The sequence below is a fragment of the Leucothrix arctica genome, assembly GCF_003172895.1.
Taxonomy (GTDB): Bacteria; Pseudomonadota; Gammaproteobacteria; order Thiotrichales; family Thiotrichaceae; genus Leucothrix; species Leucothrix arctica.
Window position 1 is genome coordinate 73442 of the sequence record NZ_QGKL01000024.1, and the last position, 15953, is coordinate 89394.

The window sequence follows — 15953 nt, forward strand, 5'->3', positions numbered from 1 at the left end:
TTAACGCTCCTCCGATTTTAACATGCGCCATAGGAAGAAGGCGATGTAGATGTTCATGATCATGAATAAGGCGGTTGCGATTGCTGCACCGTAACCCATTCGGAAGCTGTTAATACTCTGCTCGTACATGAAGTAGGCCAGTACCGAACTACTACCATAAGGACCTCCGTCGGTCATGATGGCGATGAGGTCGAAGCTTCGAAGTGCCCCGATGACTGTGACCACGATGGCGATAAAGGTTGCCGGGCGTAACTGCGGCAAAATGATGTACCAAAGCATTTTAAAACCTTTGGCGTTATCTAAGCGTGCTGCCTCTATCTGTTCTGGATTTAAGCCATTTAAACCAGTGAGATAAAGAATCATGCAGTAAGCAATTTGTGGCCATAAACCCGCGATAATAATGGCGTAGGTCACAGTGTCTTCATTGGCGAGCACGGATATTGGCTCCATTCCAAAGAACCCCATGACGTGTCCTAATAAACCGAAGCCTGGGTCATAGAACCAAGCAAACACTAAACCGACAACCACTTGTGAAATAACAAAAGGGAAGAAGAATAGTGATTTTGCTAAGCGTATTCCGGCTACTTCTTGGTTAAGAAATAAGGCGATTGCTAGACCAATAATCGGCGCTAACATAAAGAACACTAACCAAATAATGTTGTTCTTAAGGGATAGCCAAAAGCGGTCGTCATCGAACAGTTCGACATAGTTAGCGACACCAACCCATGTCTTTTCACCCAGACCGTCCCACTCATAAAAGCTTAATGAGATGCTTTGAATAATAGGGTAAAGCACATAAACCACAAACATGATTAATGCGGGCATTAAGAATAGCCAAGGAGTTATATTGAACTGGCGTTTGCTGGCTTTTTGGCTCATTGGTGTTACCCGGTTAAAAGCGTTGTGTAAATCGGAACATTGTTCCACTTTTCGAAGTATATGGATATTTTACGACGCCTGTCAATCCTCTTTGTGTCGTAAGTTATTATTTTAAATGAGTTATTGTTTTTGTTGTAATTTGGTGGAACAATGTTCCAAAATTGATTTATGCGGTTTGCAATAGAGGTGATATGGCGAAGGTAGCAGGTGTCAAAACAGAGAATAGTGGATTAACTCGTGGGTTAATGGTGGTGTCTGAAATTGCAGACTCACGCACTCCTTTGCGCTTTGCAGATCTTCAAGCGTCATTGGATGTGCCCAAAGCAACGCTACATAGGTTGCTTGGCAGTCTGCAGACTGAGGGTATGGTGCGCTTTAATGAAGGTAGCCAAACTTACAGTGTTGGTTATCGCTTATTAGAGTTGGCGAATCAGGCTTGGAAGCAGTCAGACGTTCGAGAACTTGCTTATTCTTCGATGTTAGACCTCGCTGAGGTGACCGGTGAGTCAGTTCAGCTAGCGGTACTCGTTGATACAAATGCAGTGTATTTGTCTCAAGTTGAGTCAGAGCAAAGTGTTCGTTATAGCGTGAGTGTGGGTGATAAATCACCGGTTTACTGTAGCGGTGTTGGTAAGGCGATGTTAGCCGCACTACCTTTAGATCAGCAGCGAGAGTTTGTTGGTTCAATAGAGTTTAAGCGCTATACGCAACAAACCATCACATCACCCGTGCTGTTATTGAGGCAGTTAAAAGAAATTTCTAAGTGCGGTTTCGCATTTGATACTGAGGAACATCAGCATGGTATTCGCTGTGTGGCTGCAGCGATTGTTGATACGGCGGGCTTGCCTGTTGCTGCGATAAGCGTAACCGCGCCCACTTTTCGTGTCACAGACAGTGACTTTGAGGATTGGGGTAAAAGAGTAGCTAAGGCGGCGCAGACTATTGCGCAGCGTCTTCAGCCTGAAACTAAATTGAGTGTAGAGGTTAAGTAATGGCTGACGTAAAGCTATCAAAATTGGTTAAGTCGTTTGGTAATATAGAAGTCATTCATGGTGTTGATTTACAAATTAACTCTGGTGAATTTACGGTATTTGTTGGTCCGTCAGGTTGTGGTAAATCAACTTTGTTGCGACTGATTGCAGGCTTGGAGGAAGTCACAACAGGTATGGTTGAGATTGGCGGTAAAGATGTGACTCATCTTGAAGCGGCCGGACGTGGAATCGCAATGGTATTCCAGTCATACGCGCTTTATCCTCACATGACGGTTGAAGAGAATCTTGGTTTTGGTTTGAAGATGAATGGCGTAGATAAGAGCGTCATTAAAGAAAAAGTAGATCATGCGGCTAAGATTTTGCAATTAGGCGACTATATGTCTAGAAAGCCTAAAGCTTTATCGGGTGGGCAACGCCAGCGTGTAGCTATTGGTCGTGCGATTGTGCGTAATCCAGAGGTGTTTTTGTTTGATGAGCCGTTGTCGAACCTTGATGCGGAGTTACGCGTAGAGATGCGTTTAGAAATTGGTAAATTGCACCAGCAATTGGGTAATACCATGATCTATGTGACGCATGATCAAGTCGAAGCAATGACGATGGCGGATAAGATTGTAGTGCTGCGTGCAGGGCATGTTGAGCAGCATGGTTCGCCACTGGAGTTATATACGCATCCTCAAAACTTGTTTGTTGCGGGTTTTATTGGTTCGCCACGTATGAACTTTATGCCAGTGACGCTGACTAGGGCGGGTAGTGACGTTACGCAGGTCAAACTGCCTGATGGTCAAATAGTTTCATTAAATTTTGATACGAGTAATGCGACGGTTGGTGACACGCTAACACTTGGTTTACGTCCAGAGAACCTCTCTGCTTCAGAGGGTGATTTGAGTTTTGATCTGAAGGTTGTGTTGTCTGAACACCTAGGTGGAACGTCATTCCTTTATGGGGAGTACGGCGGTAACGATAACTTTGTGGTTGAGCGCTCTGGGCATGATCGTACCAAAGCAGGTGAAGTCGTTTCAGTTGCCGCTGCAACAGAGAGTGCCTACTTGTTTGCTTCAGACGAGAGTGCATTCAAGCGTCGAGTGACCGTCTAAGCGTTTCGTATAACTTATATATTACCAGCTGAAATATAAAAATAATTTGTACAGTTGGTATTCATTTTGATTGTGATATGACTAGCACATGGCCTTCCTTTAAGAGAATAAATAGGTACTTTCGTGTAACTTAAGTACCTGATTTTTACTTTTCTTTAATCATATAAATTATTGATTAGTATTAAAAATACTGAAAATACGATCTGCATTGGTTGTGTTAACGTATTAAAGGGAGTTAATCAAAAATCAAAGTGGGGTAAACAGGGCGTGCTGTTTTCAGGTGATGTACTTATTGTGTTTATACTATCCATTCTCTTTACGACGAGTGGGCAGTTATTGCAAAAGAGGGCATCTATAAAATATTCACAAAATAATGGCGATGGCGTGTTAAATAACATGCTTAATGCTGATGTTGTGCTGAGTATAATTTTTCTAGGACTTGGGCTAATGTTTTGGTTAATGGTATTAACTAAAATTGACTTGAGTTTGGCCTATCCATTACTAAGCCTTAACTACATTTTCATCTTACTGGGCGCTAAGTTTCTCTTTAAAGAAGCTATTCCTATACATAGATGGGTTGGTGTTGGCGTTATATTGTTAGGTATTAAAGTGTTGGTGGGGGCGTGACGATGCAGAGCTATGCGACCCCAGTCACTCACTCAAAAGTGTCACCCGCTACTTGGGGACTGCTGATTACCGCCGTTATGCTTACGGCGATTGGTCAGCTTTTCATGAAAGTGAGTACCCAGTATTTAACAACTTGGGCGCAGTTCACTGATCAATTATTAATTTGGCAGCTCGCACCTGCTGAGCAATCAATGCTTATTTGGTTTGTTTTGGGTGTGAGTAGTTACTTTGGCTCAATGATTTTGTGGATGTATGTGCTATCATTTTTGAAGCTAAGCCGTGCTTATCCATTACTCAGTTTCGCTTATGTTTTGGTTTACTTAGGCGCTGTATTTTGGCCAAAAATTGGTGAGTCATTTAGTCTTGAAAAGAGCGTCGGTGTGTTCATTATTATTTTAGGCGTGATTATTGTTAGCATTCCTAGTAAAAAACCACTGAAATAGCCAACTAGCGTCTATTTTCCCGAATCCTAATGCTTTCCGATATACTCCATTAATAGTTAGTCGTGATAGTGCTGTAATTTTCTTATTCTAGAGCTAACGTTGACAGTTAATAGTAGCTGTTAAACTTTTTCTTATCGTGGATATATCGTCTTATGCCTCAACTTCCTCCATTAAACTCTTTGCGCGTTCTTGAGTCAGCAGCAAGGAATTTAAGTTTTAGTAAAGCAGCCGATGAGTTGTTTGTGACTAAAGCTGCTGTGAGTCATCAGATCAAAGCCCTTGAAGAGTTTATGGGCTTTCCTCTGTTTGAGCGTAAGAACCGTTCTATCGAATTAACGGAAGCGGCAGAAATAGCTTTACCCAAGCTCCGCGAAGGTTTTGAAAATCTTGCAGAAGCAGTACAGCTGATGCAGCGTCATACCGAGCACGCAAGCGTCAATGTTTGCATGGCGCCATCATTTGCTGCGAAATGGTTGGTACCAAGACTGCATAAGTTTTCTGGTGCTCATCCTGATATTGATATGCAGATTACCGGTGACGACACATTGATCACCAGTCGTGTCTCCACAAGTAATATGAGTGAATGGTTTCGTGGTGAGAACATCGACGTCATTATTCGTTTTGGTGAGGGTGATTACCCAGGCTATCGTGTTGATAAGTTATTTGACGTGTCTGCTGTGCCGCTTTGTAGTCCAGATTTACTTGAAGGGGAGAATGCGTTAAAGACACCTGATGACCTTCGTAATTACACACTGCTGCATGATGACACTGGCTATACAGGCCGCCCTAGTTGGGCACGTTGGTTGGAGTTAGCAGGCGTGGAAGGTGTTGATGCGAAGCGAGGTCTCCACTTTAACCATGTACTGCTTGTATTAGCCGGTGCGGTTGATAAACAGGGAATCGGCTTGAGCATGGAACCACTGGCTCAGTATGATATTGATGCTGGACGCTTGTGTATTCCATTCGACTTAAAAATGCCGCTAGAATCTTCTTATTACGTTATTCGCCCTGAAGAAAAAGGGAATGACGCGGTTGAAGCATTTGTAACATGGTTACTCGAAGAAGCCGCTGAATCTCAACCGGCAGCGGCTTCTTAAGCGTTAGCTGTTGTGTTCTTGAAATAATATTGCAGGTGGTACTTGTAGTAGTGGTCTTAGATTAAAGTAACCAGCGATACTCACGAGCAACGCCCCTGACACCATTCCAATAAGTATCAACGACAGGTTGATACTTGGCTCTAAGTCGAATAGTACATAAGCGGCAACGTTGCTAGCGATCATCGCAAACAAGCCCGCTAAGAATCCAGAAATAGCGCCCACTAGTAAGAACTCAACCAAAATACTATTGCGTATTTGTTTGCGGCTAGCACCAATCGTTTTCAAAATTGCCAACTCTCTACGTCGCTCAGCCTTTTGTGACTGAAGTGCAGCAAGTAAGACGACTATTCCCGCGATGAGTGTAAACGCAAAAATGGCTTGAACGGCAAAGGCTGCCTTGGTTATCAGCTCCTTGATTTGAGTCATAATAGCGCTGATATCAATAGTGCTAACACTTGGGTATTGCTTCACTAAGTTAGGCACTAGCTTGCTGTCACCTTCAGGTACAAATACACTGGTTATAAATGTCTGAGGAAGTTTATCCATTGACCCAGGTGCTGCTAGTACAAAGAAGTTAGGCGTCAAATTATCCCAGTTAACACGACGTGTACTCGTGATGTCTTGAGTGACTTGTTGTCCGGCAATATCAAAAGTCATGCTGTCACCAATTTTAAGAGCAAAGCGTTCCATCACACTTTCTTCGACGGAAAAACCTTTAGGTGCATCACCCTTAAACCATTCGCCGTCTAATAAAATATTAGCTGCTGGCAAGTCTTTAGTTGATGATAGGTTGAACTCACGTTGCAGTAATCGACGATCTCGACCGTCTTGATAATTGTCTAAAATGACTGGCTGGCCTTTCATAGCAACTAATCGACCGCGAATCATCGGAAATAGATTTGCATCTATATTTTTGCCTTTCAGGTAGCTCGTTAACCCTTTCACCTCTTCAGGTTGAATGTTGATGAGGAAGTTGTTCGGAGCGTCTGCTGGGATACTATTTTGCCAGCGTTCTAGTAAGTCACCCCGTAGCGCAGTCAGCAATAACAGGCTGAATAGTCCAATTCCAAATACTACAATTAATAGTTTTAAGCGTGGCCCTGCGTTAGCAAGGGTGCGGAAAGAAGCGTTGTTGGTGTTGCTGCTAAGGCTTTTTAGCAGCTTAAGTAAGCCACTAGCGACTAACCAAAAAATGACGATAGCGGCCAATGTGCCTAAGAATATGAAGACAGTAAGCTTTAGGTCTTCTGTTTGCATAAACATTAATGCGAACACACCGGACATCACGGTCGCTAACAAGAGTTTCCAGCTATTCGAGCTTGTGAGGCTCTGTTGCTGGAATATTTGTACAGGTGCCGTGTTAACGAGCTGCACAAGCTGAGGTGATGAGAAACCAAGCACCATAATCCATGCCGTCAGTAATCCTGTAATAACAGGCATAAAGCTCGGCGAAGGTAAGCTTTGCCCAATGATGTCCCTCAGTGCGTAAGTCAGGGTTGCTTGTATGGCGAAGCCGAGTAATGCACCCAGAATCGCCGCCGCAGTACTTGTCAAAAACAGTTGGCTTAAGTAACGAAACAGAATGCGACGACGTGATGCGCCCATTGTTTTCAAAACAGCGACAGTGTGTGTTTCATGACGGTTGAAGCTGTAACTAGTTAGCGCGATTGCCGCACCTGCAAGAATAACACTCAGTAAAGCGGCGGTATTTAGGAAGCGCTGAGCACGTTCTAGGGCTTTGCCTATTGATGGAGGGCCGTCACTTAGTGTTTCAAGTCGCTCACCTGTCGCGAGTCTCGGTTTGAGCCAATCCGTCATCTCGCTTACTTGCTTGTCAGTCCCTGCAAAAAGGTAGCTAAAGCGCGCACGGCTGCCGGGAGTAAGAAGTCCCGTTGCTGGCAAGTCTGCTAGCGGCATTAACACTTGAGGTGAAAACTGAAAAACGCTTGCACCTTGGTCGGGTGTTTTAAGGAGGACCTTGTCTAAAGTAAATAGGCTGCGACCAATACGGACTTCTACTTTAGGTTGCACTTCTAGGGCATTAAAGAGAGAGGTCTCTGCCCAGATTTGCCCGGACTTTAATTGCCCAAGGCTGTCAATACTGCCGATTGCGTCAAGCTGTAAGCTGGTTTCAATATTGCCACGTAAGGGAAAGCCGTCACTAACTGCTTTAATCTGAGACAGTTGCAAACGGTCATCGATAGACACCATGCTGTTGAAACTGATCATCTCTGCCTGCTTAAGGCCTAAGCTTTCTGCTTGAGCTAAGTAATCTTTACTCAACGGTCGGGATGAGCGAACAGTTAAATCAGCACCCAGTAATTTAGTCGCCTGTTGGAGCATGGATCGTTCAGTACGATCAGTGAAAAAATTTACCGAGGTAACGGCTGTGACCGATACTAATAATGCTAAAAACAGTAGGCGCATTTCTGCAATGCGCCATGATTGACGCCAGACTTTGAGTATATTCATACGTTGTTAACCAGCTTGCCGTCAACGAGCTTATAGTGATATTCACACTGTTCAGCCAAAGCTTCATCATGCGTGACTAATATAAGTGTGCTGTCGTTTTCTTTTTGAAGCTTAAACAAAAGCTGCTCTATATCGGTACTCGTTGCCTGATCTAAGTTACCTGTAGGCTCATCTGCGAATAAGATCTTAGGCTTGTTCACAAAAGCACGGGCGAGGGCGATACGTTGTTGCTCACCACCTGATAACTGCGTTGGCAAGTGTGTGGCTCGCTCACTTAACCCTACTTGTTCTAGTGCTTTTAATGCTGTTTTTTGTGGGTTTTTATTACTTTTCTCAAGCTCTAAAGGCAGCATGATATTTTCTAAAGCACTTAGGTTATTCATTAAATGGAACGATTGGAATACGAACCCTACTTGCCCTAAACGTAGTGCTGCACGTTGATCTTCGGTGAGATCAACCATGGAAGTGTCGAGGAGTTTTATGTCACCACCACTGACGGTATCTAGTCCTGCTAGAAGTCCCAATAAGGTCGTTTTTCCAGAGCCAGAGGCCCCTGTTATAGCGACGGAACTGCCGAGTGGAATTTGTAGCGTGATATCATGCAAAATAGATAGCGACTGACCGTTTTTTAATTGGATCTTTTTGGACAGTTGCGTTGTCTCAATAGCGTACTTCATTGTTTTTTCAGACATCGTAATTAGGACTTTTTATGACAATAATACAACCAGTATACGCCTTGATATGTTCACTTGCAGTGGCGCTAATATTAAATTCTAGTGAGGTTTTGGCTAATGATAGCGAGAGCGAAGTAGTTGATAGTAAGAAGACGGTTTTAGTGTGGGGAGATAGCCTCAGCGCAGCCTATGGAATTCCAGTAGAAAAAGGTTGGGTAAACCTACTTCAGGCGAAGTATCGCGATGATTTAAACGTGATTAACGCCAGTATAAGTGGTGAGACGACGCAAGGTGGTTTGAGTCGTTTACCTGCCGCGCTCACGCTGCATAAACCAGACCTAGTGTTACTAGAGTTGGGAGCAAACGATGGTTTGCGAGGTATAAAAACAGAAGTTATGCAAGAAAACCTCACTGCGATGATTGAGCTTATAAAGGCAGCTGGCAGCGAACAGGTGTTGCTTGGTATTCGCATTCCGTTGAACTACGGCTTTACCTATACTCAGAAGTTTGAGCAGGTTTATGTCGACTTAGCTAAGCAGTTTGAATTACCGTTTTTGCCGTTTCTGTTGGAAAGTGTCGCATTGGATTATGACTTGATGCAAAGCGACGGCCTTCATCCGACAGCAGATGCGCAGCCTCAAGTACTAGGTGATGTGTTGACTGTTGTTGGGCCTGCAGTAGAAAAGCTACTGGGGCAAGAAGATCAGACGGTTAGTCAGAATCTTGCTCAAGAGCCTCAGAAAGACGAAGTTGTAGTAACTCAGTAAGTTGAATTGCTACTTCCTGTAGCGACAAGTTGATGCCCAGTGCTTTGCATTGGGCTACTTCTAGCCCCTGATAGCCGCAAGGATTGATGCGCTTGAAAGGGGATAGGTCCATATCTACATTGAGACTAAGACCGTGCGAGGTACAGCCTTTTGATACGCGTAAACCTAGAGCCGCTATCTTTTTGCCTTCAACATATACGCCCGGCGCTGCAGGATCACTATTGGCAGTGATATGGTGAGATGCGAGCAACTCGATAAGGGTATCTTCAATAATCGTTACCAGTTTGCGTATGCCAAGCTTACGTATATGAAGGTTTAGTAGTAGATAGATAATCAACTGGCCGGGGCCGTGATAAGTTACTTGGCCGCCACGGTCGATATTCACGATCGGAATATCTCCCGCACTTAAAATATGTTCAGACTTGCCGTTTGTACCAAGGGTAAAAACGGGAGGATGTTCTAAAACCCATAGCTCGTCTGGGGTGTCGACTTCACGATTACGCGTGAAGTCTTTCATTGCTTGCCAAGTCTCTTGGTAATCACTAACACCAAGTTGTCGAACTACGATGGTCTCTGTTACATCGACCACAAAACGTGTCCGCTGTCCGTTAGGTCTTGGTATATCCCGTCAAGGTGTGGTTTGCTAGTGGTATAAACTGTCACAGTAATACTGGTAAAGTTACCATTTTTACTGGGTTGGTGTTTAGCTTTTTTAGGGTCAAACTCTGGGTAGTGCTTCTGAAATATTTCAAAAACAACTTCTTGAAACTCAGGTGTCGCTTTTCCCATTGCCTTGATCATAAAATCACAAGGAAACTTAATCAAAGATTCTTGTTCGCTCATCTTACTTACTCCACAAATAACTTTTTAACGCTATCTGTAATATTGGTCCATGTTCCGCCAGTATCAACACTATCCATCGCAACTAGTGGTTTTTGTAAGACAATACGATCTAAATCTTTAATAACAGCCATTCCAATCACATCGCCACGCTTAACCGGTGCATCAATGGATTTGTTAATTTCCATTAATCCTTTAAGTTGCGAGTAGTTACCTTTAGGGATAGTGACGTAGAAGTCTTCAATAATTCCTGTAGGCACGCTTGGCTTTGTTCCTTTCCAGACGCGTGCTTCAGTGAGTACTGAGTTTGCGTCATATAGCTTATGTGTTTCATAAAAGCGGAAGCCGTATTCTAGTAATTGTTGACTGTAGTTGCTGCGAGTCTTGTCAGACTCAGCGCCTAGCACGACAGAGATTAAACGCATTGAGCCTCGTTGAGCAGAAGAAAGAAGGCAGTAGCCTGCACTTTCTGTGTGACCCGTTTTTACGCCATCTACCGTGTCGTCGTGCCACAGCAGCTTATTACGATTGTATTGTTTGATGCCGTTATAGCTGTATTCTTTCTGGCTATACATCTTGTAGTGTTCAGGGTATTCGTTGATAACGGCTCGCGTTAGCGTAACGATGTCTCGTGCACTCATGTAATGACGAGGGTTTGGCCAACCCGTTACATTCACAAAATTTGTGTTGGTCATATCAAGACGTTGCGCATTAGCATTCATCTTGCGAACGAAGTTTTCTTCGCTACCAGAGGTGTGCTCAGATAGAGCAACTGCTGCGTCATTACCTGACTGGATGATTAACCCATTGATCATGCGTTCTAGCGGTACTTTTTTTCCAGCTTCTAGAAACATTCTAGAACCTTCCATTTTCCACGCTTTTTCACTGACCAAAACACGGTCTTCTACTTTAATATTGCCTTTTTCAAGCTCTTGATAAAGCACGTAGGCAGTCATTAGCTTCGTAATGCTGGCGGGCTCTATACGCTTGTCGGGATCTTTAGCTGCAAGCTCAGTACCACTTAAAAAATCTACTAAGAGGTACTGTGAAGCCCCAAGCTGAGGAAGTTCAGGAACGCTATTAGCAGCGTATGAAGAAGGTGTTAGGCCGATAAATAGGCAGAACAGAACGGGGATAAGTCGGACGAACATACTGGATTTAGGCCTCAGAAAGGGGTTAGTGTAATTACACTTTTATTCAAGTTAAGAACAACTATCGCATTATGCAAACTGCGTGAATAGACCTTACAGTCTCTTCAACCGTATTTCCAGCGTTTTAAGGCATGACGGCCTATCAGCAGTGCTTAAAATAGAATCATGCTGATAGGTCGTGCAAGTGTCAAATTAACTTTCGACAACTTTGAATTGAGATAGGCCATCGCTTAATAGGCTATCTTTAACTTTGTCGATCTGTTCTTGGCGCTTGAATGGACCTAAGCGAACCATATGAAGGCTTTTGCCTGCTTTGGTTACACGGGATTCCATTGTTGCATTTGGTAGTCCAATTGAAGACAGGCGTACAAATGTATCCATTGCCTGTTCAGAGTCAGGGTAAGTACCAACAACAACGTAATAGTTTTTGTTGCTTGCTGGGGCTTGACGCTGCTGAACTTGCTTTTGTTGTTGTATCTGAGCATTATGTTGAGAAACGTCAGAAGGTAGTGCTAGTGAAGGTGGCACTACTAGGCTTGACTGACCCATATCATCCAAAGAGGTATCGCTCTTTTGGCTGAATAATTGTTGGCCACCCAACAGTTTTTGGCTGCCTAACTTTTGACTTCCAAGCTTCTGGCTACCAAGTGACTGCCCACCGATATCGCCTACGCTTTTAATTGATTGAGAAATTTGACTACAGCCAGCGAGTACACCCACTGCTACACATAAGGTTAGGATCTTATTTATTTTCATTATTATTGTCCCCTGTAAACAGGCTAATTTATTATTGTGTGATGCCAACCCCGGCTATCTAAAATAATACTAGCATAATCATTTTAGTATGTTCGACCTAGCGGATATTAGGTAGGTGTCCGTTAGTATTCCTCATACCCGACCTTGCGCTTTTTCAGTCCCATCAGTAAGCCAAACGCTGCCATCAGCGTAACCATTGAGGTTCCGCCATAGCTAACTAATGGCAGTGGAACGCCAACTACAGGCAGGATACCACTGACCATTCCTGTGTTTACTAATAAGTATACGAAGAAGGTAAGGCTCAAGCTGCCGCCTAAAAGTCGAGAGAATGAGTCTGCTCCGCGGCTCGCTAAGTAGAGGCCGCGCCAGATGATGAAGATGTAAATACCCAGCAGGATTAAGTTACCAAGTAAGCCAAATTCCTCACCGAAAATCGCGAAGATAAAGTCAGTATGACGCTCAGGCAAGAAGTCTAGTCGTGACTGATCACCGTTGAGCCAGCCTTTGCCATAGACGCCACCAGAGCCAATTGCAATTGTGGACTGAATGATTTGATAGCCACTTCCTAGCTTGTCACTGCCGGGATCAAGCAGTGTGAGTACGCGTTGTCTTTGATAATCTTCCATTCCAAAGAAAAATAGTAATGGAGCCGCACCTGCCAATGCCGCAACGCACAGCAGTAACCACTTCCATGCAATTCCCGCAAAATAAATCACGAAGAAGCCAGCAGTACCCACGAGTAGTGCAGTGCCTAAGTCGGGCTGTTTCGCGATGAGCAGCATAGGGACTAATGCAAGGGCAACGGCAATAAGATTGTGTTTAAGCTTTGGGGGTAAGGTTTTACCGGAGAGGTAACTCGCGACCATCATCGGGACGGCTAACTTCATGACTTCAGAAGGTTGAAAACGGAACGACCCGAGCTCAAGCCAGCGCTGAGCGCCACCACCCTTAGAACCTTGAAATATAACTAAAATAAGTAAAATAATGCCGGCACAGTAAACCCATACCGACCACTGGCTAAGAATGTGGCTGGGAAACTGAGCGGCAACTAACATGACTATTGAGGCAAATACTAGGTGGAAGAAGTGCCGTTGCATCATTGCAGCATCACCACCGCTGGCGCTGTGTAGCGTAATGCCGCCAAGTGTCAGCAGTGCCGCAAGTGCAAGTAACATGACTAAGTCTAGCTTAGAAAGTACTTCCCAGGCAGGGCGTAAAATACCTAGTGAGTTATTCATCGTTCCCCCGTGCCTCTTAGCTGTTATCGTTTTTATTAGGTGGCGTTTCTGATGATTCTTTTGTGTTGTCTACTTTTATAGTGACTGGCTTTGGCAACAAGTAAGAGTCTAGTAATTTTCTAGCGATAGGTGCTGCGACAGCACTACCGCCACCACCATTTTCGACAATAACCGATAATGCGATTCTTGGGTTATCTAGCGGCGCAAAAGCGACAAACAACGAGTGGTCATGCAAGCGCTTAGCAAGCTTTGCTGCATTGTATGTTTTGTTTTGTGCGATACCAAATACTTGAGCGGTACCTGTTTTACCTGCATAGCGGTATTTAGCGCCTGCACCAGAGCCTCGCGCTGTTCCCATAGGGCCATGAACGACGTTAACCATGCCTTGAATGACGGTATTCCAATGCTTGTCTTCTGCAATAACGCTAGGAAGAAACTTGGGACGCGTCAGTTTTTCAGGCAAGTCACGTGACACTCTCACCGACTTAAGTACGTGCGGTGTGATGCGTCGCCCTTTTGTAGCAATTGTTGCTGTGGAGTGTGCCAGTTGTAACGGTGATGCTGTCCAGTAGCCTTGACCAATACCAACGTTGACAGTATCGCCAGGGTACCAACTTGTTTTATAGCGTCGGTTTTTCCAAGCAGGTGTCGGCATAAGACCTGAGCGCTCATGAGGTAGGTCAATACCCGTTTTTTGGCCAAAGCCAAACCTACTCATGGCCTCTGAGTAACGATCAATACCCATTCGATAGGCTAAGTCATAAAAATAAACGTCACATGACTGATAGATCGCACGATTTACAGAAATGTGGCCGTGACCTGTTTTCTTCCAGCAACGATAGCGATGTTTAGTACCAGGAATTTGGAAAAAACCACGACCATTAACTGAACGCTTCGGCGTTATTACTTCTGAGTTTAAACCCGCCAATGCTGCTGCAGGTTTAATCGTAGAACCCGGCGGATAAGCACCTTGCAGTGCTCGGTTAAACAAAGGTCGCTCAGGGTTATCTCTCAAAGCATTATAATTTTTGTAAGAAATACCGTTTACAAACAAGTTAGAGTCAAACATTGGCACGCTCGCCATTGCTAGAACTTCACCATTTCTAGGATCTATCGCAACGATTGCGCCACGCTGTCCTTCTAGAAGTTGCTCTGCTTTGATCTGTAGTTCGAGGTCTATTGTTAAAAATAGATCTTCTCCAGATATAGGAGACTCTTCTGCCAATGTGCGTTGAGGCTCGCTGTGAGCATCCATTTCTACTTTTTTGAAGCCCGCCTTGCCGTGTAAGCGTGACTCATAAAAACGTTCTACACCCGTTTTTCCAACGTGGGTTGAGCCTTTATACTCATCTTTACCAAGGCGTTCTAAGTCACGGGTATCGATACGACCGACATATCCTATAACGTGCGAGGCGACTGAGCCAAAAGGATAAAGACGTTCTGTCCGTATATTGACCGCAAAGCCAGGGAATCGATATTGGTTCACTGAGAAGATGGCAATCTCTTCTTCAGTTAATGCAGAGCGAAGCACAACCGGTTGAAATTTCGAGTTAATGCGAAGCTTTTGCTTAAATTTGCTGATGTCTTTTGGGCTGATCGGAATAAGCTTCTGGAGTAGCGCTATATTGTCATCAAGCCCTTGTGCTTTATCCTGAACAACTTCCAATACGTACTCGATTTTATTATCAGCTAATACAATGCCGTTACGATCATATATTTGACCGCGCACAGGTGGTGTAGGTATTCGCTTTTGATAATTCTCTTGAGCGAGTTCTGTCAGGTGTTCGTGACTAGTTATCTGTAGGTAAAAAAGTCTTACACCGATGACAGATAATAATAGGAACACGATAACCGCTGCTGCGATGGCGCGGGATCTAAAGAGTAAGTGCTCTTCTTTTTCGTCTTTTAGTATTTTTTTTTCGAGCATTTTAGACGCTGTAAGGTAGTAAATCGAAGGATAAACGGACTGCACTTAAAGTAGCACAGTCCGTTTAGGAATGTTATTACCATTTGGGTAATAAATGCCCTAGCGATTCACACAAATAACTTACTTGTTAAATGCTTCAACGCTCTCTTGGATAGCCTTACATGCTGCTTCTGCATCAGCCCAATCGTCAATCTTTACCCACTTACCTTTTTCAAGCTGCTTGTAGTGCTCGAAGAAGTGTTCGATCTGCTGAAGTAGTAACTCAGGAAGATCTGTGTAGTTTTTGATGTGGTCGTACTGTGTAGACAATTTGCCTGCTGGTACAGCAACGATTTTTACATCCCCGCCGCCTTCGTCAGACATGTTTAGTACGCCAACTGGACGCGCTGGAATTACACAGCCGTGAACTAGTGGATCAGGCGTAACAACTAGTACGTCGATAGGGTCGCCATCATCAGCTAGTGTGTGCGGTACAAAACCGTAGTTTGCAGGGTAGAACATTGGAGCCGTCATGAAACGGTCAACCATTAGTGCGCCACTGTCTTTGTCTACTTCATACTTTACAGGAGAAGCGTTTGTAGGAATTTCGATAATAACGTTTACGTTATTAGGAACGTCCTTACCAATCGAAAGTTTATCAATATTCATGTTGTATACCTTGAAACATGTAAGAGGAAAGTCGTAATGCATTATAGAGACTTAGATTGTTGTCGCCTATGCTTATTCCTGTAGGTTAATATAAAAGTAAGCAATACATAACTTTTTAAAGATGATATTGGTGAGCACCATTATCCACTTTACATATAAACACTTTCTTTCTAGTCAACATTATTTTTGTTAATCAGGTTTTTTATGTGACAAGTTTGGTAGCAAGCGATATTATTCGCCTCGCTGAGATGGCTTTAAGGGTTTTAACCGTTATTGCTTAAGAATATTCTTTATTTTCAATGTAATAAGAGCGTTTAATTTAAGATGAGTTCGATACGGGATCAACTA

Annotated in this window: 16 protein-coding genes; 6 read left to right on the top strand and 10 right to left on the bottom strand. The window is 43.8% G+C overall.

What is annotated here, in order from left to right; all coding sequences use genetic code 11:
* The gene (locus DKT75_RS08100; protein ID WP_109822918.1) at nt 1-879 is read right to left on the bottom strand and encodes a carbohydrate ABC transporter permease; all 879 of its coding nucleotides are present in this window, start codon (nt 877-879) and stop codon (nt 1-3) included.
* Nucleotides 880-1070: 191 nt separating this feature from the next.
* Here DKT75_RS08100 and DKT75_RS08105 point away from each other — a divergent pair, with 191 nt between their 5' ends.
* The 5 genes from DKT75_RS08105 to gcvA all read left to right on the top strand — a co-directional run bounded on the left by DKT75_RS08105 (nt 1071) and on the right by gcvA (nt 5132).
* On the top strand, nt 1071-1871 hold the full coding sequence (locus tag DKT75_RS08105; protein WP_109822919.1) for an IclR family transcriptional regulator: 801 nt from the start codon (nt 1071-1073) through the stop codon (nt 1869-1871).
* Nucleotides 1871-2965, top strand: a complete 1095-nt coding sequence (locus tag DKT75_RS08110; RefSeq protein ID WP_109822920.1) for an ABC transporter ATP-binding protein — start codon at nt 1871-1873, stop codon at nt 2963-2965. Before DKT75_RS08105 ends, DKT75_RS08110 begins: the two co-directional genes overlap by 1 nt.
* 171 nt (nt 2966-3136) lie before the next feature.
* Entirely contained in the window at nt 3137-3592 is a 456-nt protein-coding gene (locus tag DKT75_RS08115; protein WP_109822921.1) for a DMT family transporter, read from the top strand.
* Nucleotides 3593-3594: 2 nt separating this feature from the next.
* Entirely contained in the window at nt 3595-4035 is a 441-nt protein-coding gene (locus DKT75_RS08120; RefSeq protein WP_109822922.1) for a DMT family transporter, read from the top strand.
* Nucleotides 4036-4187: 152 nt separating this feature from the next.
* The gene (gene gcvA / locus DKT75_RS08125) at nt 4188-5132 is read left to right on the top strand and encodes a transcriptional regulator GcvA (protein ID WP_109822923.1); all 945 of its coding nucleotides are present in this window, start codon (nt 4188-4190) and stop codon (nt 5130-5132) included.
* A gap of 3 nt (nt 5133-5135) precedes the next feature.
* Here gcvA and DKT75_RS08130 read toward each other — a convergent pair whose 3' ends face one another.
* Both DKT75_RS08130 and DKT75_RS08135 read right to left on the bottom strand, forming a co-directional pair.
* A complete protein-coding gene (locus DKT75_RS08130) occupies nt 5136-7604 on the bottom strand; it encodes an ABC transporter permease (RefSeq protein WP_109822924.1) in 2469 nt (822 codons plus the stop codon).
* Nucleotides 7601-8296, bottom strand: coding sequence for an ABC transporter ATP-binding protein (locus tag DKT75_RS08135; protein WP_211665286.1), 696 nt, complete (start codon nt 8294-8296; stop codon nt 7601-7603). Before DKT75_RS08135 ends, DKT75_RS08130 begins: the two co-directional genes overlap by 4 nt.
* Before the next feature lie 17 nt (nt 8297-8313).
* On the opposite strand from DKT75_RS08135, the gene DKT75_RS08140 reads away from it, so the two are divergent.
* Nucleotides 8314-9045, top strand: coding sequence for an arylesterase (locus DKT75_RS08140; RefSeq protein WP_109822925.1), 732 nt, complete (start codon nt 8314-8316; stop codon nt 9043-9045).
* Here DKT75_RS08140 and lipB read toward each other — a convergent pair.
* The 7 genes from lipB to ppa all read right to left on the bottom strand — a co-directional run bounded on the left by lipB (nt 8990) and on the right by ppa (nt 15605).
* On the bottom strand, nt 8990-9634 hold the full coding sequence (gene lipB / locus DKT75_RS08145; protein WP_109822926.1) for a lipoyl(octanoyl) transferase LipB: 645 nt from the start codon (nt 9632-9634) through the stop codon (nt 8990-8992). The genes DKT75_RS08140 and lipB overlap by 56 nt on opposite strands.
* Nucleotides 9622-9888, bottom strand: a complete 267-nt coding sequence (locus DKT75_RS08150) for a YbeD family protein (RefSeq protein WP_109822927.1) — start codon at nt 9886-9888, stop codon at nt 9622-9624. The genes lipB and DKT75_RS08150 overlap by 13 nt, the downstream gene beginning before the upstream one ends.
* Before the next feature lie 5 nt (nt 9889-9893).
* Nucleotides 9894-11036, bottom strand: coding sequence for a D-alanyl-D-alanine carboxypeptidase family protein (locus DKT75_RS08155; RefSeq protein WP_109822928.1), 1143 nt, complete (start codon nt 11034-11036; stop codon nt 9894-9896).
* 192 nt (nt 11037-11228) lie between these two features.
* Nucleotides 11229-11792 (bottom strand): SPOR domain-containing protein, encoded by a 564-nt coding sequence (locus DKT75_RS08160; RefSeq protein ID WP_109822929.1) that lies wholly within the window; start codon nt 11790-11792, stop codon nt 11229-11231.
* 122 nt (nt 11793-11914) lie between these two features.
* On the bottom strand, nt 11915-13030 hold the full coding sequence (gene rodA, locus DKT75_RS08165; RefSeq protein ID WP_109822930.1) for a rod shape-determining protein RodA: 1116 nt from the start codon (nt 13028-13030) through the stop codon (nt 11915-11917).
* Between the two features lie 16 nt (nt 13031-13046).
* Complete coding sequence (mrdA, locus tag DKT75_RS08170) at nt 13047-14957, bottom strand: penicillin-binding protein 2 (protein ID WP_109822931.1); 1911 nt, start codon at nt 14955-14957, stop codon at nt 13047-13049.
* 120 nt (nt 14958-15077) lie between these two features.
* Nucleotides 15078-15605, bottom strand: a complete 528-nt coding sequence (gene ppa, locus DKT75_RS08175; protein ID WP_109822932.1) for an inorganic diphosphatase — start codon at nt 15603-15605, stop codon at nt 15078-15080.
* Between the last annotated feature and the right edge of the window lie 348 nt (nt 15606-15953).